We start from the raw sequence: 20,732 nt of genomic DNA, 5'->3' as shown, positions 1-20,732 counted from the left end.
TGTGCCAATCGCTCTCAGGCTTTGGCCTGCGCATCCTCCAGAGGAACGATGTGACCTGCGGCGCGAAGATAGCGGAAGAGATGATCCAACGGTGGCATCGGTAAAAAATCGTCCAGGGTCATCAGATCGCGGCCAGCCGACTCCCGCAAAAGACCCTCGGGAAAGCCGCCCAGCGCAGCGACCAACGCGTCCTTCTGCATGGGAGCGACGTAGACCGTAACGTCGGTGGAGAGCAAGCGACCGAAGCCTTCCAACACGGCGCCGGGCGAAGACTGAAACACCGTCTCTTCCATCAAATGAAGAAACATGGAGATCCAGAGAACCACCCGGATGGGCGCAGCCGTATAGCGGCGAAAGTAATTAACAGCCTGGTAGCCCTCCGGATAATTGCTGACCACAACGGTGCCTAAAGGAGCAAGCTGCTCGATCAGAGCCAGCAGCTCCGCACTATCAGAAGCCGCCGGGCCTTCGAGATTTTGAGCGTTCAGTTCGAGGACGGCTAGAGGTTCGCGATCGGTGGGGATCCCTTCAGCCAGTAACTTCTGTCGCGCTGCCTCAATCACTTGGGGAGCAGATGGACCAGGATGGCCGTGCAAGGTACGTTGCACGATGAGTGGACGCTTGCGAAGAGGAGTAGCTGGCTCGACCACCTTGGCCTCGGAATCGAAGACCAAAGCACGTGACATCCCCGCGCGGAGCAGATTCAGACACCACAGCCGCGAGTCTGCACCAGCGAACACAGGGCCACTTAGTTCCAGAACGTCAATCTCCAGCCGCTCAAGAGATAAATCATCAAACAGCCCAGCCAGAAAGGCGTCCGGCGAAGACCGCTGATGATAGGACGCATAAATCAGATTCACGCCAAGCGTGCCGATAGCCTGCTGCTGCAGCTGCGCAGTTGAATCCCCCAGATTGATGTGGAGGAGAATCTGATTCGGCTCACCACCGGCTTCGGCTTGAAAGCGGAAACCAAGCCAACCGTGCTGTTCATTGGTCCCCTGATAGTTTCGCGTGGCGACAGTATCCGCGAAAACGAAAAATCGTGTATGTGCGCCGCGGTCTTTACCAAGCCGAGTAAGCAGAATCTCATACTCGTGATCGAGCATTGCCAGCAGACGCTCCTTGGAAACGTAACGCGTGCCAGCACCGTAGATGTCGTCGCTAACGGTCTTGTCGTATGCCGAGATGGCTTGCGCGACCGTTCCCGAGGCAGCGCCAACGCTCAGAAACCAACGCGCCACCTCCTGACCGGCTCCAATCTCGGCAAACGTTCCATAGAAGGAAGCCTCCAGATTGATCGCCAGGGCTTTCGCATGAATGTCGGTTGATTGCTGGAGTGTTGAGTTGGGCACAAGCGTCTCCGTCTTGCGAAATTCAGGTTTTGGGGAATTCGGTTTTGCGGAATACACGATGGGCGCGAGTATATCGCAGAGTTCGCGGAGCTAACGCAGTTGCCCGAGTTACACCAGCCCGATGTATAGATACCCTAGCGCTTCCCTTTCTCCCACTCCTCAAAAGGAATTCGCGGAATATTCAAAAACGAATCCCGAGTCTTCACATAAGCGCCCAACCCATTCATTCTTCCAATCGCATGCAACTCTTCCGACAGAACATAAGGCCCCGCCGGATCGACAAATTTGTCCTCGATATAAATCGAAACTACTCGCCCCAACACAATCCGCGACCGGCCAATCTCCATCGTCGTAAACTCTTTGCACTCGAGCGCAGCATGCGCCTGCGCAATGCGGGGCACCTTCACCACATGCGACGGCGCAGTCGTAAATCCAGCCATCTCCAACTCGTCGAACTCCGCCGGAAAATCCGTAGCGCAGATATTCATCTGCTGCGCGATATCCTCGGTCACCACATTCACCACAAACTCCCCTGTCCGCCGAATATTCCGCGCCGTATCCTTCGGCACATGATCACTCGAAGGCCGATTCGTCACACCCATCCCGATAATCGGCGGATCTGTGCAGAGGTAGTTGTAAGAACTGAAAGGTGCAGCATTCATCCTGCCCTCATGATTCATACTCGTCACCAACGCAATCGGTCGAGGCGCAACCAACCCGATCAGCAGGTTATAGGTCTCACGCGCCTTTATCTTCTCAATATCAAAAATCATCTTGACTCCATGTACCCCTCAGCAGCCTAGCACCGACTCTTGCCGTCTGCCTTTGCTTACCCTTTGTCCGTTATCCCCTACTCAAGCGGAAGAGGTTCGCTACATCTTTTCTGTTGCCTACTCTCACTGGTTCTCGGTCTTCCCTTCACCCAAACACTCGTCATCCTGAGCGAAGTTGCTCACGGCACTTTATGAGCAACCCAGTTCGAAGGACCCCGGTATTTCGTCTTTGCCCTTGCTGCTTCCGCCCTTCCTCTCCTTGAGAACCAGAAATCGTCAGCGATCCAACCCTTTCAAACCTTGTCAAGCCCCCAAGCCGCAAAAACCCGCGTCAGATAATGAGAATCGCATGGCGTATCAGTTACCCAAACCAGATAAACTCAAAGTAACGGTTGAATAAACGTGACAGGCCAACGAGTAGCTAAGCTACTTCATATTCTTCGACCGTAAGTCATTCAAGAACAATATTTTGCACGTCTTTGTTAGCGATCGAGTGTAACCACCCTCTCAGCAGTAACTTACAAAGAAGAGTCCAGGAACGAGGCGTTCTGTGTAAAATGGCGGCCTGTGGCAGCAGGTGGAACCATCTTCGAATCGGAGCATGCGCTCGGCGATGATTTAGAACTCGAGCGTGCGGAACTGGACTGGCTTTTGACTTCTGGCGTCCTTGGCCGCTCGGCGAACATCGCGCGTGTGCTGAAGTACGTCTGCGAAGAGCGCTTTGGTGGCAGAGCCGACCAAATCAAGGAATACAACATCGCAGTAGAAGCATTGGGCCGCCGGCCGAGTTTCGACCCACAGACCGACACAATCGTGCGGGTCACGGTTCATTCGCTTAGAAAACGACTCAACGATATTTACCAGACAGCAGGTGCTTCGCGGCCATTCCGAGTCGTCATGCCTCCGGGACACTACGTACCGATCTTCGTTCCCGCAAAAACACCTGCCCCAGAAAACCACCCGCCAGAAGCGGAACATTTGGTTGAAAGCGTTCAATCACCGCCTGCGCAGTCCCCAATTTTCACCTCGCCGGTCGAGCTCGAATATCACCCGGGAAACCGCGGAAGGGTCGGCCTGTGGATTGGAGTGGCTCTCGTCGCCATCGTCTGCTTTACGATGTGGACCTTGCGCACGCGCCTCCCGAAAATGCAGGAGCCGGTCGTGGGTGCAGCAACCTCGGCACCTTCTGGCCCTCCGCCGGATCAGATCCGCGCCCTGATGGGAGTAGATCGAAAACCCTATACAGATCGCTCGGGCTTAACCTGGTCTTTTGCGCGGTACTGCGAGGGTGGAACAAACACCCAGTTGTCGAATCTGCGAGTTGGCGGCACCGAAGATCCGTACCTTTACCAGAGCGGAGTGCGTGGAATCGCGCATTGCATCTTCCCGGTCAAACAGGGCACGTATGAGATTCATCTTCATTTCGCCGAAGCTTCGGACCTTGAAGCGGCAACCCGGCCCGCCACTTTTTCGATCAATGCTGGACCGCACATCGGCTTCGACGTCGTGAGCGAAGCAGGTGGCGACGGCATCGCAACCTCCACTATCGTGACCGGGGTGACACCAGAGAATGACGGGGCGATCCATCTCGACTACATCAGTGAAGTGTCGCTCCTGAACGCAGTCGAAATCCTGCCTGAGTCTTCCGGCAAGCAGGTCCTGGTGCGGCTCTTGGCCGGCCCGGCCTCAATGCTTGATAGCAATAAACAGTTCTGGCTCTCCGATCGATACTTCAGTGGGGGACGGCGTGGACAGACTCCCCAACAGGCGCGGCTTGCGGATCTCGGAATGTACGCATTCGACCGCATCGGCCGATTCCGCTACAACATACCGGCGGTACCGTTCGCAAAATATCGACTACGGCTGTACTTCCGAGAGCCATGGTTTGGCCGCGAGAACGGCGGCATCGGCGGATTAGGCAGCAGAGTCTTCGACGTAGCGTGTAACGGAAGCATGCTGCTCAAAGACTTCGACATTCTCCGCGAAGGCGGCTCAGCGCCGGTCGTGAAGACTTTCGAAGGCATACAGGCGAGCGCTGACGGCAGGATCGAGCTATCCTTCCTGCCCGTTGTGAACTACGCGGTTGTCAACGCGATCGAAGTGATTCCCGAAGATTAGATCCGACGTCCCGGCCATCGTTTCAACCATTCGTCTGAATATACTCGTCGCATTCCCTCCCCCGTCACATGGCGTTTAGGGTGATACAACCCTGTCCGGCGCCGGTGATCGTGAGGACAGAGCCTGAAACTGTGGCCGGTCCGGCGGCGGTGAAGCTCACCGGCAGGGTTGCCGCTGACCGAGCCTCCGACGAAGACACAGACCTGGTTGGCTGAGACAGTGATGTTGCCACTGAAGCCTCAACGTGACCAACGGTACAGTCGAACTCGTGCAGACACGCCTTGGCGGAAACCTCCAGATCAGCGGCGGCACCTTCTCCATTACATCTGGCACTACCATCGGCGGCAATCTCCAGGTCCAGGGCACGCCGACGAACTCGGCCACCAGCCATCTCTGCGGCACCACGGTGAGGGGTGACCTCACCCTCCAGAATAACGGCGCCCCAGTGATGGTCGGCACTACGGACGGCTCCTGCCCGAGCAACACCGTACAGGGCAACGTCACTGTCCAGAGCAACACCGCCCTGGTCAGCGTGCTAAGCAACACCATCAGCGACAACCTCACCGTGCAATCCAACTCCGCCAGCACGGTCGTCAACGGTAACACCCTCCAGGGCAACCTCGTCGATCAGAACAACACTGCTGACACCCAGGTCTTCACCAACCAGGTTCGCGGCAACCTCCAATGCTCGGGCAACACGTCTATCAGTGGCGGCTCAAATGTCGCAGCTTCAAAGCGGGGTCAATGCGCCAACTTCTAGTTTTCGATTAGGTTGTAAGCGAATTGCCAATTCAGCTCTGTGCTGAGAGACTCCGCTGCCCAGAGTTGTCGAGACTCCTGCTCGTCTGCGGGACCGTGATCAGATGCCTCCTCACGTCTTTCTGTGCGCTTTATTGCGCTGAAGATGTTCAAAGTTTATGACAGGCTACATAAATATGTAGCGCTCTAGCGCGCATCGTTTCGGATGAATGGAGATCAAAATAATGTAGCGAAAAGGAGCAGTGCCAGTGTGGACAGTGATCACCGAAATCGCAATACTTCTTCTTGCGTGTGCCTGTGTCTGGAGTGACAGACCTCTCTAGTCGCACTCGTGAGTTAGTCAAGCTCGCCAGTCCGTCCGAGGCTTCTCCTGCTCTGATTTGGTGGTTGGCGATTCAGGCGCAAGAATGTTCAGCTTGGGGCGGTTTACGGGATTGAGTACCAGCTTGCTCGAAATGTTTGCAAGCGAGTTATCCTCTGAGGGTTTGAAACAGCCCGTCCTCATTCGCACAATTAACCGGCAACGATTTAGTTGAAGATACGTCGCGGCACATAACGGCACTTCAGAAAAGCAACTTCAACGAAAATTGAATCTGCCGTGAGGTTCCCGCGGTTTTGCTTATAACGCCAAAGCCAGACCCTCGAATGGTGTTGGCTGGCAGTCCCATATCCACGATATTGAACAAGTTGAAAAACTCCGAACGAAACTGTACATCGAAGAGTTCCCCGCCGCCCGCTCGTCTACCAACCGGCGTGTCTTTGATGAGTGAAAAGTCAAAATCATAAAACGCGGGTCCGCGAAAGGTATCTCTCCCAAGAGATCCGAAGAATCCCTCATTCGGTCCGCTGCCGCCAATTTGATTGATAGGGATCGAGAAAATGCTGGCATTGTTTGCACCTTGTCCGAAGTAATCTTCGCGCACCTTTCTCGCGGTGGAAAGATGTGCCTTAGCTATCTGATTCGGCCGGTCCACTCCATTGGAACCTGCGCCAGTCTGTTGCACGCCGGAATAAACCGTGAACGGAAGGCCGCTGCTGATAGTTGAGATACTCAACAACTCCCATCCGGCGGTCACCTTTCGATTGATCGACTGCAGCCATTCAACCTTCTCCAACTGCAGATCCTGAGCGAGACTCATCGTAAACCCATGGGTGACATCGAAGCTGGCGGGACCCTTTTCGGCATGGGTATCAAAGGGATTTTGTGGGTACGGACTGGAGATCGCACCGGTGGTATTTCCGTTTGCGGTTACGCCGCTCGTATCGTCGATGGCCTTCGACCACGTGTAGCTTATCTGCACGCCTGGGCCGCCCTGAAAAAGGGTGCCCGTGAGCGACGTCTGCAGCGAGTGATAGGTCGAGTGTGCCGTACCGGTGATGAGCTGCTCAGTCCCGAACCCTCCGACTGCGTTCCCGGTGCTATCGAATTGGGTATAAGGCGCAAACCCTGACGAAGCTCCCGAATAGCCATTCGTAAAAGTGGAACGTGGCAGTTTCACCGATGCGGTACCGACATAAGCCGCGTCTGCTGTAAGCTTTCCTATCTGGCGCTCTGCTCCGAGTGTCCACGTTTGGAGATACGCATTGCCGAAGTTACGATCAATACCCGTCAGGTTCAACGGCGTAAACTGAGAGCCGGGAGAAAGCGCGGCGAGATCCCGCTGATATCGCTCCACGTCGAGAACTGTGTTAGACGGAACGCTTTTAGGGTTGCCGCTGGCGAATACGTCCTGCCCTGATGGAGTGTAAAAGGTTGGAAGCTGTGCAGGAGTGATCTTGAAGCCATAAAGCAGTGGCGTCCCCACAGCCGCAGTGATGTGCGGGTAAATAACAAATGGGACAGCTCCAGTAAGAAAATTGTCTTGCCAGATGTTAGGTGGAATCGTCGTGAGGCCTCCTCCAGCATGAATGTGAAGCGTGTCTTTGACCTTCCAATCAAGCTGAACTCGAGGAGCAACTCCACCCCAATCGAATCGATATCCCGGCTGCGGGTTATCGAGATACTCCTGCTGAAGTCCGTTCGTCAGGAACCCCGAAGTGCGGTGCGCGCGTTCGGTGATAGGAGTGTAGAGTTCGTAGCGAATCCCATAGTCGAGAACAAATCGGTCGGAGATCTTGAAGGTATCTTGTGCGTAGATCGCTCCACCGTAGCGTGAGATGGCCGCGGGCCCAATGTGATCCCCTCCCGAGACATACGGAGCCGGAACCGCCGTTGTGTAGACAAAAGCGCTACCGGTAAGCAGAGCGCTCAGGGTATCTGGAAGAGGATCGCCAACATTAATGGTATGCATCCCACTTTGCGAAGTGACATTTACAGGTGAGTAAGAGGTCCCACCACCAAAATCGTACTCTCCATTAGGGCTCGTACCAAAGTAGGTCGTGTCGCGATTGGCGCGGAACTCGCCGCCAGCCTTGATAAGGTGGCGCCCCGCAGTCACGATAAAGTTCTGTCTTATCTGAAAGAGGTTGCCGTAAGCGGATGCGACCGATCCCGCCGCCGAGTTGAACGCTTCGAAGAGCCCGTCGTTGAACTTCACAGCCGGGTCAGTGTGATTCGAAGTAGCGAACTGCGGCGTAGTTCTAGTGAAGCTGATAGAACTTTCGAAGGCAAAGCGCGGAGACACAGTTTGGCTGTAGGTAAGAAGTCCGTTGCGCTGATGATCGACATACACAACACCAAAGCTGGGATCGACCGCAGTCTGGTCCGGATTTGTAGTTGGCCCAAACAGATTGTTAAAGTTGAACCTTGCAGTAAGGTGCGCTTTTGGAGAAAGAACCTGGTCGATGCGCACAGAAAACTGGTTCGCATTCGTGACCACCTTGGAAGACGCCGCATACGTATTGATGCCATAGGAGCCCGTTGGATTATTAGGCAACGGATAGCGCGCTAGGATCTTCGCGATCTCAGGCGTCGGTGTGATCTTCAGCGTATCCCCCGGAAACGCAGTCGTATCGAACCCGAGACGCTGTTCAGCGGTAGGCACCGGTAAAACCTGCGTAGTCCCCAGCACCTGGCGAAAGCCTTGATATTGTCCAAAGTAAAAGGTCTTCCCGCTCCCGTCATAGATATGCGGCAATATGATCGGTCCGCCGTTCGTAAAGCCAAACTCATTCCGCCGGAATGGTGGAATACGGCCCGGCTCTGCAATTGAGGGATGATCGAAGTAGTTCCGCGCATCAAGCGCAGAGTTCCGCAGGAACTCGAAGACAGAACCGTGAAATCCACCACTCCCGGAACGTGTCGTGATATTCGTAAAGCCTGCAGCACCGCGGCCGATCTCCGCTGGCATCCAGCCAGAAACCGACTTGATCTCTTCAACGGCATCGACGTTGAAGTTGCTGAACGTCGCGCCTCCCATCTCGGGATCGCTCGTGTCCGCGCCGTCCATTGCGAAGACAGCCTCAACGCCACGCTGCCCATTGATGGCGAACTGTTGGGTGAAATTTGTCTGACCATTCGAATCGGTCATGGTCCCAGCCGCGAGCAACAGCAGCTGACTAAAGTCGCGTTTGTTAAGGGGAATTGCGCTGACAGTCTGGCTCGAAAGCTTCTCCCCGCCCGTCTTCGCAGTTTCAGCCGGACGAAAGGCGACAGCAACAACGTTCTCCGAGGTGATGGTCACGACAGCAGGCAATGAATCCGCTTTGAGTTTTAGCGGCTCCGTGAACCGGCGGATATTTCCGTCGATCGTCATTTCCAGTCTGTACTCGCCCGGCGATAAATTGGGAAATTGAAAGTGCCCATCGGCCCCTGAAGTTGAGACGAGAGTGACATCTTTTCCGACCAGGCGAATGGTCGCGCCCTTGATCGCCTCTCCAACCTGATTCTGCAGTGTTCCTCTCCAATATCGAGTGACCAGCTCTTGAGCACAGAGCAAGGAAGACAGGACAAACACGGAGAGGAGTATTCGAATGTATCGCATGTAGGAGCCATTATAGGGAGAGCTTCATAGGATTGGCCCGATCAGGAACTTCTTCTTCGCTTTTTTCGTAGCTCGTTGCCAGCAGAGCACGCTTCCTCAACCTGATCGACGCAAACGCACGCGAGAGTCTGTTGTTGCGTGCGCTGCGCCGCCAGTCAAGTGCTAGCGGTCATTAACTCCGGCCAACGTGGTGATCAAGGAGTGAGTGACGGAACACCCTCCAAGTCTAAACTCAGGTCCTTGAGCTAAAGCCCCGCGTCCGACGGGCGGCTGACCCACTACGCCGCCTGCCCGAGAGTGCCTACTTGAACTCAGCATAGTTGAGTCGACCCATCAAACGGCATAGAGGATCGGGCAGTTCTAGCACCTTTGAAGCTGGTTATGGAAGTTCCACCCGATAATATGTTTTCGCTACGATGCGCCATTCTCGTTCCAGCTTAAGCAATGTGAGGTAGTCGCTAAAAACCGATTGATTGATCCGCATCTGGACCTTAACCATTGCTTGGGTCGGAGAAGAAAGATCTATTGCAACTAGATGCTCTTCCCGCGGCGCCCCCATTTGCGAAGGTGATTTCCTCCCTCTAAGAATCTCTCGATATTCTGCGACAGAGCGGAACAGTGGAGCACCACTCTCAATGGTGCAGAGTTGGCATCGCTCATGAAAGACCTGGTCTACCCGATCGGCATCGCCGGTGTAGAGCATGTCGAGATACACCTGGACGGCATCTGCGACTTCCTTGAATAGTTCGATTGAATTGGGAATAGGGCCAAACGTAAACGGTACTTGAGAATTCATTGTTATTCGTCCTTGACGCAGAAAATATTCTTGGTATCAGCCAAGGGTCTCTCGACAGCACTGCCAGTGTGACCAAAACTGCGCGATGCACTGTGTCCGAGAGCCTTTCGATTTGTTTTTAGATGCGGCCGATATAGGGTTCGATTCGTGGCGAGGGAATGGAGAAGCGAAGGCTCCGGTTCAGTCAACGATCCTTTATCGCGCAGAGGAAGTAATGTTTGGTTCAATCCCATCGGGAAGACTCTATACTTCCTTTGAAGCACAACCCGGAGGCTCGGCCCTGACGCAACGTAAGACCGCTATCTCTTCCCTCTCGCTCAAGCTGTCGATTGCGCGCCCCGCCTTCGCCGATCTTCCAATTGAGAACCATGTTTTTTGCTGTGATCGCAACTACATTCGGAAAGAAACCCCAGAGTCGAAGCCGCTGACTTTAAAGGTGGTCGGACTCTGTCGATGAAACGGAACGACTCGATCCAAATCCTCCGTGCGATTGCCGCCCTGCTGGTCGTTCACGTTCACTCCCTCTTCACTATCTCGGCACATGCGACTCCGCGCCAGACTCATTTTTTCAACCTCACTAACTTTGGAGCCTGCGGCGTCGACATATTCTTTGCCATCAGCGGATTTATCCTCTCCACTGTCGCTATGAACGTCAGACCAACTCATCCCAGCCTTCCTCACGGTGCAATCGACTTTCTCCTTCGCCGCTTCATTCGGATCTTTCCCATCTACTGGATACTCTCCTTCTTCTTTGTCCTGGTTCAGTTGAAGCAACACCATCTAACGAGTGCGTGGCTTGTAAACTCCTATCTTCTGCTTCCCTCGGTACGCTTCCCCATCCCAACCCCCCTCATCTTCGTCGGTTGGACATTAATCTTTGAAATGTTCTTCTACTACCTCCTCACGCTTAACCTTTTTTTCGGTGTCGTTCGTGTCGTCGAACGAACTATCCTCACCATTCTTTCCTTCATCGTTGTAGGTGGACTGTTCGGTTTCCACCGACCCTTGTTGATTCTGCTAGCCAACCCCCTCAACATCGAGTTCATCTTTGGCTGCCTCATTGGTCTGGCATACGCACGTTTCGGCAAACGTCATGCGCTAGGCACTGCCTTGCTCCCGGTCGGAACGCTTTGGCTTCTATCCACCCTCTTCTTTTTTGACCACAACCTCGGCAACGCGAAGTACGTTCTCGACGGTACTCTGAGTTGGTATCGCGTCTTCCTGTGGGGCATTCCCGCAGCCATGATTACGGCTGGGCTAGTCTTCCGTTCCACACAAATCACATCCCCATTCGGGCGTTTCGGTGTCTTCCTCGGCAACGCGTCCTATTCCATCTATTTGGTCACGCTCATCGTCTTCTATGGCTACGACCGCCTCTATCCTCGTCTCGCGCATTTAGGCCCGGACGCGAACGTAGTTCTGGGATTTCTGTCGGTCGCGGTCGTTGGCTCCCTCTGCTACCTCTACGTCGAAAAACCCCTGACGCATTTCCTCACCTCGAAATATCACCACCCCGCCCTTCAATCTGCCCCCTGACAGGTTACAGAAGCGAGGCGATGACCTTTTGTTACGATGAGCTTGAGGTCAATCGCCTTCCGGCGCTATGAGAATCGTCCAAACGGTCTTTGGGGTCTTTCACCACTTCGAACTTGCCCGCCAGCTTCACCGCCGTGGCCACCTCCAGCGCATCTACTCCACCTGGCCCTGGGCACGTCTAAAACGCGAAGGCCTACCCCACGAAGTCGTCGAAACCTTTCCCTGGATCCACACTCCGGAATTCCTCATGCAACGCTTTGGCATTCACCATCCATGGGTGTTGGATCAAATAAGTTACGCCAACGCGCTCTCCTTCGACGAGTGGACTCTCCGCCGAACCCGCACCGCCGAAACCCCCGACGCCGTCATTGCCATCTCCGGCTCCAGCCTTAAGACCGGCCGCGAAGTCCAGTCCCGCGGCGGCCTCCTCATCTGCGACCGCGGATCCTCTCATCAGCGCTACCAGGAAACCATCGTCTCCGAGGAATACCAACGCTGGAACGTCGACCGCCCTGTCACCGACATCCGCGACATCCTCCGCGAAGAAAAGATCTACGCCGCCTCCGACGCAATCACCGTCCCCTCCAGCTTCGCGGCCCGCTCCTTCATCGAGATGGGCCTGCCCGCCGACAAGCTGCACGTCATCCCCTACGGGGTTCGACTCGAAAAGTTCACCCGCACCGGAGAGCCCCCCACGGATCGCTTCGAAGTCCTCTTCGCCGGCTCGGTCACCCTCCGCAAAGGAGTTCCCTACCTCCTCGAGGCCTTCGCCAAGCTTCGTCACCCCGCGAAACGCCTGCGCCTCGCAGGCCCCCTTCACCCCGACATGAAGACCGTCCTCGACCGCCTCCCGCAACACCAGGTCGAGTTCCTCGGCCCACTCCCGCAAGAACAGCTGGCCCACCTCATGAGCACCAGTCACATCATGGTCCTCCCCAGCATTGAAGAGGGTCTCGCACTCGTCCAGGGCCAGGCCCTCGCCTGCGGCTGTCCCGTTCTCTGCTCCACTAACACCGGCGGCGAAGACCTTTTCACCAGTGGCGTCGAAGGCTTCGTGGTCCCCGTGCGCGATATCGAAGCGCTTACCGACCGCATGCAGCGGCTCGCCGACGATCCCGCCCTTCAATCAAAGATGAGCGAAGCCGCACTGCGTCGAGTCCGCCTTCTCGGCGGTTGGGACGACTATGGCGATCGCTGGGAGTACCTCCTAAAGCACCTCGTAGCGAACAAAACAGCGAACGAAGTAACCCCTCACACCCCGCCACCGACAAAATGAACTACCTCGAGCCGATCCCCTCCGGTCAAAACCGTCTGAGCCCAGCTCGAGCGTGGTGCAATCGCGCCATTATGTTCAATCGCCACCCTGTCGCCCTTCAGTCCAAGCTCGACCACAAGTTGTTCAAGGTTGGCGGACTCCGGAAGCGCTTCGAAGTCGCGGGACTGGCCGTTCACGATCAGAGTAAGTGCCATACTCTTCCAGCCTAGCAGCACTCTTGTTTAATCCAACAACTGCACCACCCGCTCGACAACCCAATTCCAAAAGCGACGAGTCCATGCCGGATGTTGGGCAAAGTCCTCAAACACCGTGCGGCTCAGCCCCATTAGGATGTGTATCGCCTCATCGTCCGATTTATTGTCAAACGCCTGAATGGAATAACGCCGCGAGTTCGCAAGATACTCGGCCGCATGTCCCAGCGTTAGCAGCGTACGACCATGATGTGTCCTGGTGATCCGATGAATCGTTAGGTCTGCATTCTTCGGCGCGGGGTTCCCCGGCGAAAGAGTTGGAACGCTCGAGGCGTTCCGGTTTACGAGTTCGGGCCGAAAGATCCCGGGAAACGGTACTGTGGACATGAACCAAATCCTCCGTCCTAATCCCTATCGGCGAACCTCCGCCTCGGCATTATCCGGAATATCCCCTCAACGCGAGTCAACACACGAACCCTCTGGGTTATCGAAACAGGCCAAACAGAGCCCTGCAATGACCCAATCGATGTAGATCCAACACTTAACTCGGCTGATTCATTCCACGACCCACCCGAAACCCGGCCCGCCCCCGCCGTTCCCAATTCAGCACGCCGCTGTGACGCGGCCTTTCTGCGCTACCTGCCCCGCAGCGGCAAAAGAAGATTCAAAGGCCCCAGACCCTTCCCCATCGGCTCGGCTGTCCGAATCGCCTCCGCCACATAACGCTTCGCCATCACCGCCGCGCCCAGCGGAGCATCCCCCAGCACCAACCGGCTCAGCAACGCACTCGAAAACGCGCATCCCGTGCCATGCGTCGACCGGCTCACAATCTGCTCCCCCGGCAGCCAGTCCATCTCCCCGCCCGCGCGCACCAACAGATCGTCCGGTGGCATCAGATGCCCCCCCGTCGCCACCACATTCAAGTCCTTCCCCATCGCCTGCAGATCCCGCGCCGCCTCCGGCAGATCCCCTCGCTGCATCACAATTCGCCCCGCCAGTATCCCCAACTCCTCCAGATTCGGCGTCACCCAATCCACCAGTGGTAGCAGTCTCTCCCGCAGCACACCCACTCCCTCCGCATCCAGCAGTTCCCTGCCCGAACTCGACCTGATCACCGGATCGAGCACCACTGGAACCCGCACCCCGTGTCCCCGCAACCCCTCCAGAAATCCCGCTACCGCAGCCACATTCCCCGCCGTAGCCAGCATTCCAATCTTGATCCCCTCCGCCGGCAGATCGCTCTCCAGGCAGTCGAGCGTAGCCCGCACCGTCTCCGCCGCCACCGGCGTACTCGCCTGCACCCCGACTGTCGACTGCACCGTCAGGCTAGTAATACACGAAGTCCCAAACAGCCCATGCGCTGCAAACACCATCAAATCCGCAGTCACACCAGCGCCCGAAGAGGGATCGAATCCGGCAATAGTCAAAACTGTCTGTATCATCGCTTCCCATCAGAATAAAGGAAGCGCCACCACACCCGTCATCCAACAACAAAGCGCTCCCGAACCATCCATCGATTCGGGAGCGCCCTCAGCAAATCGCCCTTACCGCATCCCGCCCGCAGTCTGCAGCAGCGAACCCGTAACCCATCCCGCATCGTCAGAAGCAAGGAACGCAACCACCGTGGCGACATCGTCCGGCTTGCCGATGCGGCCGAGCGGCGTGCTCTGCAGCATCGACTTCTCGAAGTCGCTTCCCTCAACGCCCGCCGACTTGAAGCCCTCAGTTACGACTGGGCCAGGATTCACCGCGTTGACCCGAATCTTCTTCGGCCCCAGTTCCTTGGCCAGCACACGAGTAATCGCATCCACAGCGCCCTTCGTGCCACTGTACGCAGCCGACATCGGCGGCGTCTGATCACTCGCGACCGATCCGATATTGATCACGTTGCCGCCCTCTGGTGGAAACAGAGCCACACCCGCCTTGGTGGCAAGCAACAGTCCCCTCACATTGATGCCAAACATCTTTTCGATCGATTCTTCGGTAATCCCTTCCAACGGAGCGAACTCATACACGCCGGCGTTGTTCACCAAAATATCCAACTTGCCATAAGCCTTCTTCGTCTCAGCAAAAAGCTTATCGATCTCTGCAGCCTTCGCAACGCTGCCGCCCACAGCGATCGCCTTGCCCCCGGCCTTGGTGATCTCGGCAACAACCTTGTCAGCGCCCTCTTTGCTCGACGCGTAGTTCACCACAACCGACGCCCCTTGCGCCGCCAACTCCTTCGCAATGGCTGCGCCAATTCCCTTCGACGCTCCGGTTACAACCGCTACCTTACCTGCAAGCTTTCCCATCTCGTAATCCTCATTTCGATATCTATCGAACTATTCAACAGCTACCAAGTAGATGCATCACCAGGCAGAGAGATTCTCCGATTCATCGAAAACTAAAGTGACGCGAGACGCCGTACATACGCATCGAAGACAGGTCGACACAAAAAGAGATTCGCCGACCGCCCCGACCGTCTTATCTCCACCAACCCCACCTCGTTTAACTCCTTCATATGATGGGACACAGTCGCCGGGCTGAGCTCCTCATGCACATGCAACGCGCTGCACTCCATCCCCTCCGAAGCCGCAACCTGCCGCACGATCGCAAGCCTCCGCGCATCGCCAAGCGCTCGCGCAATCGCATAAAACTGCTCTTCCGACAGGCTCACCGGTTTGCTTGTCGCCTTCTTCTTCATCGCCTTCCCAAAGATTCCTCTCCGACTATACGATGCAACGCAACGCAGCAACGAGTCGAAGAAAAAGCATCATTGGCGAACTACGAACCCATTGATGACGGTGCGAAACTTACTCAACAAGCTCGAGCTTGAGAAAGTCAGCGGCTGAGAGGACAGTTGCCCGCGACGGAAACAGCTTCTCTATGAGCGTGCTGTGCAGATCCGCGTCGAGATCGGCGCAACAGTCCTTGATGACGACGACCCGGAAATCGGCGTCGCACGCCTCAAGAAGCGTGGAGAGAACAACGCCACTGGTGGAAATGCCGAACAGGACAAGCGTGTCAAGATCGTTGGCGCGGAGAATCATGGCGAGGTCGGTGCCGGTGAAGGCGCTAACACGATGCTTGGTAATAACAATCTCGTCTTCGGGACCGAGCGCAGGATCGATGCTGCCCAGAGGCTCGTGAAAAAGTCTTTGATGTTGCGGAGAAGCCTTGACCGCGCCGAATAGCTGGTTTTTCGAACTGACCTCCGGAAGACCCGGTCGAAAGCCAACTTTAACGTGCATGACGGTGATGTGGGACGCGCGAGCGAACTGCAGGACACCAGCAGCACGCGCAAGAAATGCGGCCTGATCACCCTTTGTATACATGGAGACGATGCCGACCTGGCAATCCATGCTGAGGACAGCAGTGTGAGCGGAATCAATACGGAACGCAGCGGACATAAACTCTCCCGGGAAGCCGTCGAGGTTCGTAAACCTTTGGTTCATTAGACTCCAGCTCCGCTTCAAGTGTTCCTTTTGTTCTCGCTGGTCTCGTCGGTTACCACGGACAGTCTTGCATCGACACGGGAGGCTTGCGATCATGAAGGAATGCAAACCGTCTTCGAGGCTGCAGGTGGTACCGACGGTCTACACCGTCTAGCCGACGCCTGGCATCGTCGGGTGATGGCCGACGAGGTCGTCGCTCATGCGTTCAGCCACGGCTTCCACCCCCAGCATACGGAGCGACTCGCCGCCTACTGGGCCGAGGCACTCGGTGGCCCCACCACGTACTCCGACTCCTACGGTGACGAAACTACAGTCGTTAGGATGCACAGCGGGAACGGAGAACACGATGAAATGGATCGCCGCGCAATTGCCTGCTTCGACCAGGCTCTGGCCGATGTCGGACTAGCCAACAATGGTACTTTGCGGCAGGTGCTGCACGACTACTTCGCCTGGGCCACCACAACAACGATGTCCCGCTATCACCACTCCTCCGCCGACGTGCCGAACGGCCTCCGCATCCCACGCTGGTCATGGAACGGACTCCAACAGTAAGACCCACGCCCGTCTCGTCTTTGCTCTTGCTGTCTTCTTTTGCTCAAAGCAGTGAAGAAACCCCGCCATTTTTGCTTCTGTGGTTGCATTTGTCTTTCTTGTTGTCATCCCCGAAGGGGATCTGCTGTTGTCCTGGTCTCTGCCGTTGCCATCGCCTTTTTCCCCATACAACCCAAAACCCGGTCATCTGGCCAAAGTAGAGAGGGGCATTCGTCTTTGCTCTTACTTGCTCAGACAAAAAAGTCATCCTTCCGACCGAAACATGAGCACGGCAAAGGGATTGAAGCAACCCGTTGTTTGCAGGCCCGACGGCGGCCCCAGCCCATTCCCGGTCAGTAGACACACTAAAGACAGCCTGGATCCCCGGGATCGAAGACAAAGAAAACTCCGACTTTAGTGGAATAAAAATTGCTCCGCCCAGTTCTCAAGGTGTACACCACTGTGTCTCAGGGGCTGTCATGAGCAGAACATCAATGCAAAACGATCGAGTTCAATCACAATCCAACTCCCAGCAAAATTCGATCCGCCCCAATGGCATTGATCGTCGGCTCTCTTCGCTACATGGCCTAGGCTTCGCCGGAGGAATCTCCGTAGCTCGCCGATCCCGACTCTCTCGTCCCCGACAACGATATCGAATTTCACGTCCCAAAACCCGACGAGCGCGCTGCCATCATCCGATTTCTCAAAGCAGCCTCGGGCAAATAGAATGATCCTCACCACCACAAAGAGGGAGCAGGATGGAACCTGAGTTCTTCGAGCAGCTCGCAATGCCGCTGTTCGATCAGCTTTACAACCTCGCCCACTGGCTCACCGGCGACCGCGCAGACGCCGAAGATTTGGTGCAGGAGACCTATGCGAAATCACTCAAGGGATTCCGTTCTTTCCAGCAAGGCACCAATCTGAGAGCCTGGATGTATCGCATCCTGCGGAATACCTTCCACACCTCACGTACCGGATTGGCCGCACAAAACACATCTTCTATCGAAGAAGAGGAGGCGCAGGGCACGAGCGTAACGGCACACACCATCACTCCCGAGCTTCTTCTTCTTCAGCAGGAGGGTCAACAGACCGTCCTCGATGCCCTCGCCGCGCTCCCCGTCGCATATCGCGAGATCATCCTCCTCTCTGAGGTCGAGGAGTTCTCCTACCGCGAGATTGCCCAGATTCTGGACGTGCCCATCGGAACCGTGATGTCGCGTCTCTCGCGCGCTCGCACCGCCCTGCGGCGACCACAGAAAGCAAATATGCTGGAGAGGTCTATCGATGCCGATACCCTGTGATCAGAACCCCATTACCCTGGCCTCCTATCTCGACGGTGAACTCCCGCCCGATCAGATACCAGCAATGCACGAGCATATTGCAACTTGCCCGCAGTGCGCCTCCGAGATAGCCGAGCTAACGAGCTTGAAGAGCAGCCTTCGCGCAGCCCGGGGCCACCACACTCCCACCCTCGAGTTCAGAAAAAAACTGCAACAGCAAATCGCTCCACCCCGCCGCCCTCGTCCCAACATGCTTCGCTTCATCCCAGTGGCCCTCGCACTCGCAGCGATGCTTCTCCTCGCCTTCACCTGGACACAACACTCCCGCCGCCAGGATGCGTTCAGCGAAGTCGCCGACCTCCACGTCAACGCCCTCGCCAGCACCAATCCTCTCGACGTCATCTCGACCGACCGTCACACCGTAAAGCCATGGTTTCAGGGTCGAATCCCATTCTCCTTCAACGTGCCTGAGCTTACAGGCAGCGAATTCACCCTGTTAGGCGGCCGTGTCGTCTATCTGCATCAGCAGCCGGGCGCACAGCTAATCGTCGCCATGCGTCAGCACAAGATATCTGTTCTGATCTTCCAGGCATCGTCCGGCCAGGCTCTACCCTTCCCTGTTTCCACCGAAGCTAGCGGTCACAACGCCTTCACCGTCGAAACCTGGCAGTCCAACGGCCTGCGATTCCTGGTCATCGGCGACGTAGACGCAACCGAAATCGAAAGACTCGCACAATCTCTCAAGCAGGCAAACAGCTAAGAGCACTTCAGGAAATTAATATAGGTAACAGTGGCGGTTGCATATAGAAACAACCGCCACCCGAACCTAAACAGAAAGATTCAGCACGCGATTGAGCCGCTGCACAAACGCCGCAGGATCAGGAATTGCAACCCCCTCCATCAACAGAGCCTGGTCGAACAGCAACCACGCCGCATCCTGTGCCACCGCATCATCCGACCGTGCCAGCAGCTTCTTCACAATCTCGTGATCCGGATTAATCTCGAGCGTAGGCTTCAGCGCAGGAATATCCTTCTGCCCCATCGCCCGCATCATCTGCTGCATCTTCAACGACGGCTCTTCTTCATCCGAAACAATGCACGAAGGACTATCGGCAAGCCGTACCGACGCCCGCACATCTTTCACGCGATCGCCGAGCGTCTTCTTCAACATCTCCAGCAGCGGCTTCAGATCCTCAGCCTTCCCAGGCTCCTCTTCGCTCTTCAGATCCTCGCTAGTCGAAGATTTATTCACCGCCTTCAGATCGATCTCTCCATACTTCTCAACACCAGAGAAGATCACCTCATCGAAGTCATCATCGAGAATCAGAACCTCAATGCCCTTCTTCTTGTAAATCTCAAGCAAAGGTGAGGTCCGCAGCAGCGTCTCCGCTCCACCCGTGATGTAGTAGATACTCTTCTGGTCTTCCTTCATCCGCGACTTCACATCGGCAAGGCTCGTCAACCCTTCCACCTGCGTCGACTTGAACCGAACCAGATCCAGCAACGCCTCGCGATTCGTAAAGTCCCCGTAGATCCCTTCCTTCAACGGACGGTTATATTCCGCAATAAATTCCAGGTACTTCTCCGGTTGATTCGCAGCAACATTCTTCAACTCACCCAGAATCTTCTTCACGCTAGCCGTGCGAATACTCGTCAGCACCTTATTCTGCTGCAGAATCTCGCGGCTCACATTCAACGGAAGATCTTCGCTGTCGATAATCCCGCGCACAAACCGCAGATACTGCGGCAGCAACTCCTTCGCATCATCCATGATGAAGACGCGCTTCACATACAGCTTCACGCCGACTTTATATTCCGCGTGATAAAGATCCAGCGGAGCCTTCGCCGGAATGTAAAACAAGGTCGTGTACTCGAGACTCCCCTCAGCCTTGGTATGGAACCAGAACAGAGGATCATCCCATCCCCCCGAAACCGACTTGTAAAGCTCCTTGTAATCCTCATCCGTCAACTCGCTCTTCGGACGACGCCACAGCGCACTCGCAGCATTTACCTGCTCCGTAGTGCGAACTTTGTTCGACTTCTTCTCCGCCTCATTCCATTCACTCTTGTCGTAAGTCAGAAAGATCGGAAACGCGATGTGGTTGGAGTACTTCTTAACAATCTCCTGCAGCCTCCAGCTATTCGCGTACTGGTTCCCTTCCTCGTTGAAGTGAATCACGAGCGTGGTCCCCGCAACCTCCCGCTGTGCAGGCTCAATATCAAATCCAGACTTGCCATCGCTCACCCAACGCCACGCCTGCTCTTCTCCGGCCTTGCGCGAAACCACCTCAACCTTATCCGCGACCATGAACACGCTGTAGAACCCAACACCAAACTGCCCAATCAGGTTCGAATCTTTCTTCGCATCGCCAGAGAGCTGCGACAAGAAGTTCTTCGTTCCGGACCGCGCAATCGTACCGAGGTTCGAGGTCAGATCCTCCTCATTCATCCCGATACCGGTATCGCTGATCGTAAGAGTCTTCTTCTCCTCATCAAGCTCAAGATCAATACGCGGGTTGAACGGGAGCGCCTTATACGCGTCCTCGGTCAGCGTCAAATGACGCAGTTTATCCAGTGCGTCCGACGAGTTCGACACCAGTTCACGAAGAAAAATCTCCGGGTGAGAGTAAAGCGAGTGGATGATCAGTTGCAGCAGCTGACTAACTTCAGTTTGAAATTCACGTTTCGACATAGATCTCCATTATCGCCAAAATCAATCCCAAAGACGAACGCAGGCAGCCAAGTGGAGCCGTCGCTTAT

Annotated in this window: 19 protein-coding genes; 7 read left to right on the top strand and 12 right to left on the bottom strand. The window is 55.7% G+C overall.

Annotated elements, in window-relative coordinates; translation table 11 throughout:
• Positions 1 to 14 precede the first annotated feature (14 nt).
• A complete protein-coding gene (locus RBB77_RS14085) occupies positions 15 to 1,352 on the bottom strand; it encodes a hypothetical protein (protein WP_353062382.1) in 1,338 nt (445 codons plus the stop codon).
• Between the two features lie 134 nt (positions 1,353 to 1,486).
• On the bottom strand, positions 1,487 to 2,125 hold the full coding sequence (locus RBB77_RS14080) for a flavin reductase family protein (protein ID WP_353062381.1): 639 nt from the start codon (positions 2,123 to 2,125) through the stop codon (positions 1,487 to 1,489).
• Positions 2,126 to 2,692: 567 nt separating this feature from the next.
• Between RBB77_RS14080 and RBB77_RS14075 the strand changes: the two genes are divergently transcribed.
• Positions 2,693 to 4,243 (top strand): malectin domain-containing carbohydrate-binding protein, encoded by a 1,551-nt coding sequence (locus RBB77_RS14075; RefSeq protein ID WP_353062380.1) that lies wholly within the window; start codon positions 2,693 to 2,695, stop codon positions 4,241 to 4,243.
• A gap of 64 nt (positions 4,244 to 4,307) precedes the next feature.
• Here RBB77_RS14075 and RBB77_RS14070 read toward each other — a convergent pair whose 3' ends face one another.
• Positions 4,308 to 4,475 (bottom strand): hypothetical protein, encoded by a 168-nt coding sequence (locus RBB77_RS14070; protein WP_353062379.1) that lies wholly within the window; start codon positions 4,473 to 4,475, stop codon positions 4,308 to 4,310.
• 12 nt (positions 4,476 to 4,487) lie between these two features.
• Here RBB77_RS14070 and RBB77_RS14065 point away from each other — a divergent pair, with 12 nt between their 5' ends.
• Positions 4,488 to 5,003: a hypothetical protein gene (locus RBB77_RS14065; RefSeq protein ID WP_353062378.1), complete on the top strand. Its 516-nt coding sequence runs from the start codon at positions 4,488 to 4,490 to the stop codon at positions 5,001 to 5,003.
• A 562-nt stretch (positions 5,004 to 5,565) separates the two neighbouring features.
• Here the strand turns inward: RBB77_RS14065 and RBB77_RS14060 are convergent.
• Together RBB77_RS14060 and RBB77_RS14055 are read right to left on the bottom strand one after the other, a co-directional pair.
• Positions 5,566 to 8,925 (bottom strand): TonB-dependent receptor, encoded by a 3,360-nt coding sequence (locus RBB77_RS14060; RefSeq protein ID WP_353062377.1) that lies wholly within the window; start codon positions 8,923 to 8,925, stop codon positions 5,566 to 5,568.
• A 379-nt stretch (positions 8,926 to 9,304) separates the two neighbouring features.
• On the bottom strand, positions 9,305 to 9,721 hold the full coding sequence (locus tag RBB77_RS14055; protein WP_353062376.1) for a nuclear transport factor 2 family protein: 417 nt from the start codon (positions 9,719 to 9,721) through the stop codon (positions 9,305 to 9,307).
• Positions 9,722 to 10,174: 453 nt separating this feature from the next.
• On the opposite strand from RBB77_RS14055, the gene RBB77_RS14050 reads away from it, so the two are divergent.
• Together RBB77_RS14050 and RBB77_RS14045 are read left to right on the top strand one after the other, a co-directional pair.
• On the top strand, positions 10,175 to 11,257 hold the full coding sequence (locus tag RBB77_RS14050) for an acyltransferase family protein (protein ID WP_353062375.1): 1,083 nt from the start codon (positions 10,175 to 10,177) through the stop codon (positions 11,255 to 11,257).
• A 67-nt stretch (positions 11,258 to 11,324) separates the two neighbouring features.
• Positions 11,325 to 12,533, top strand: coding sequence for a glycosyltransferase family 4 protein (locus tag RBB77_RS14045; RefSeq protein ID WP_353062374.1), 1,209 nt, complete (start codon positions 11,325 to 11,327; stop codon positions 12,531 to 12,533).
• On the opposite strand, the gene thiS is transcribed toward RBB77_RS14045, so the two are convergent.
• From thiS to RBB77_RS14015, 6 genes are all read right to left on the bottom strand, one after another.
• Positions 12,509 to 12,727 (bottom strand): sulfur carrier protein ThiS, encoded by a 219-nt coding sequence (gene thiS, locus RBB77_RS14040; protein ID WP_353062373.1) that lies wholly within the window; start codon positions 12,725 to 12,727, stop codon positions 12,509 to 12,511. The two genes, RBB77_RS14045 and thiS, sit on opposite strands and share 25 nt — an antisense overlap.
• A gap of 27 nt (positions 12,728 to 12,754) precedes the next feature.
• Entirely contained in the window at positions 12,755 to 13,111 is a 357-nt protein-coding gene (locus tag RBB77_RS14035) for a hypothetical protein (protein ID WP_353062371.1), read from the bottom strand.
• Between the two features lie 248 nt (positions 13,112 to 13,359).
• On the bottom strand, positions 13,360 to 14,166 hold the full coding sequence (gene thiD, locus RBB77_RS14030; RefSeq protein WP_353062370.1) for a bifunctional hydroxymethylpyrimidine kinase/phosphomethylpyrimidine kinase: 807 nt from the start codon (positions 14,164 to 14,166) through the stop codon (positions 13,360 to 13,362).
• A gap of 102 nt (positions 14,167 to 14,268) precedes the next feature.
• Positions 14,269 to 15,018 (bottom strand): glucose 1-dehydrogenase, encoded by a 750-nt coding sequence (locus RBB77_RS14025; RefSeq protein WP_353062369.1) that lies wholly within the window; start codon positions 15,016 to 15,018, stop codon positions 14,269 to 14,271.
• Between the two features lie 92 nt (positions 15,019 to 15,110).
• Positions 15,111 to 15,410 carry an ArsR/SmtB family transcription factor gene (locus tag RBB77_RS14020; RefSeq protein WP_353062368.1) on the bottom strand — a complete coding sequence of 100 codons (300 nt, stop codon included), beginning with the start codon at positions 15,408 to 15,410 and terminating at the stop codon, positions 15,111 to 15,113.
• Between the two features lie 109 nt (positions 15,411 to 15,519).
• Complete coding sequence (locus tag RBB77_RS14015) at positions 15,520 to 16,161, bottom strand: isochorismatase family cysteine hydrolase (RefSeq protein ID WP_353062367.1); 642 nt, start codon at positions 16,159 to 16,161, stop codon at positions 15,520 to 15,522.
• 102 nt (positions 16,162 to 16,263) lie between these two features.
• Here RBB77_RS14015 and RBB77_RS14010 point away from each other — a divergent pair, with 102 nt between their 5' ends.
• The 3 genes from RBB77_RS14010 (at position 16,264) to RBB77_RS14000 (ending at position 18,732) form a co-directional block, all read left to right on the top strand.
• Positions 16,264 to 16,713, top strand: coding sequence for a group II truncated hemoglobin (locus RBB77_RS14010; RefSeq protein ID WP_353062366.1), 450 nt, complete (start codon positions 16,264 to 16,266; stop codon positions 16,711 to 16,713).
• 737 nt (positions 16,714 to 17,450) lie between these two features.
• The gene (locus RBB77_RS14005; RefSeq protein ID WP_353062365.1) at positions 17,451 to 17,993 is read left to right on the top strand and encodes a sigma-70 family RNA polymerase sigma factor; all 543 of its coding nucleotides are present in this window, start codon (positions 17,451 to 17,453) and stop codon (positions 17,991 to 17,993) included.
• Complete coding sequence (locus tag RBB77_RS14000; RefSeq protein WP_353062364.1) at positions 17,977 to 18,732, top strand: anti-sigma factor family protein; 756 nt, start codon at positions 17,977 to 17,979, stop codon at positions 18,730 to 18,732. The genes RBB77_RS14005 and RBB77_RS14000 overlap by 17 nt, the downstream gene beginning before the upstream one ends.
• A 66-nt stretch (positions 18,733 to 18,798) precedes the next feature.
• Here the strand turns inward: RBB77_RS14000 and htpG are convergent, their stop codons facing one another.
• Positions 18,799 to 20,664 carry a molecular chaperone HtpG gene (gene htpG, locus RBB77_RS13995; RefSeq protein ID WP_353062363.1) on the bottom strand — a complete coding sequence of 622 codons (1,866 nt, stop codon included), beginning with the start codon at positions 20,662 to 20,664 and terminating at the stop codon, positions 18,799 to 18,801.
• Positions 20,665 to 20,732 lie beyond the last annotated feature (68 nt).

It is taken from the genome of Tunturibacter psychrotolerans (assembly GCF_040359615.1).
GTDB classification, from domain to species: Bacteria; Acidobacteriota; Terriglobia; order Terriglobales; family Acidobacteriaceae; genus Edaphobacter; species Edaphobacter psychrotolerans.
Note: the sequence above shows the minus strand (reverse complement) of the source record. Positions and strands in the feature narration are given on the sequence as shown.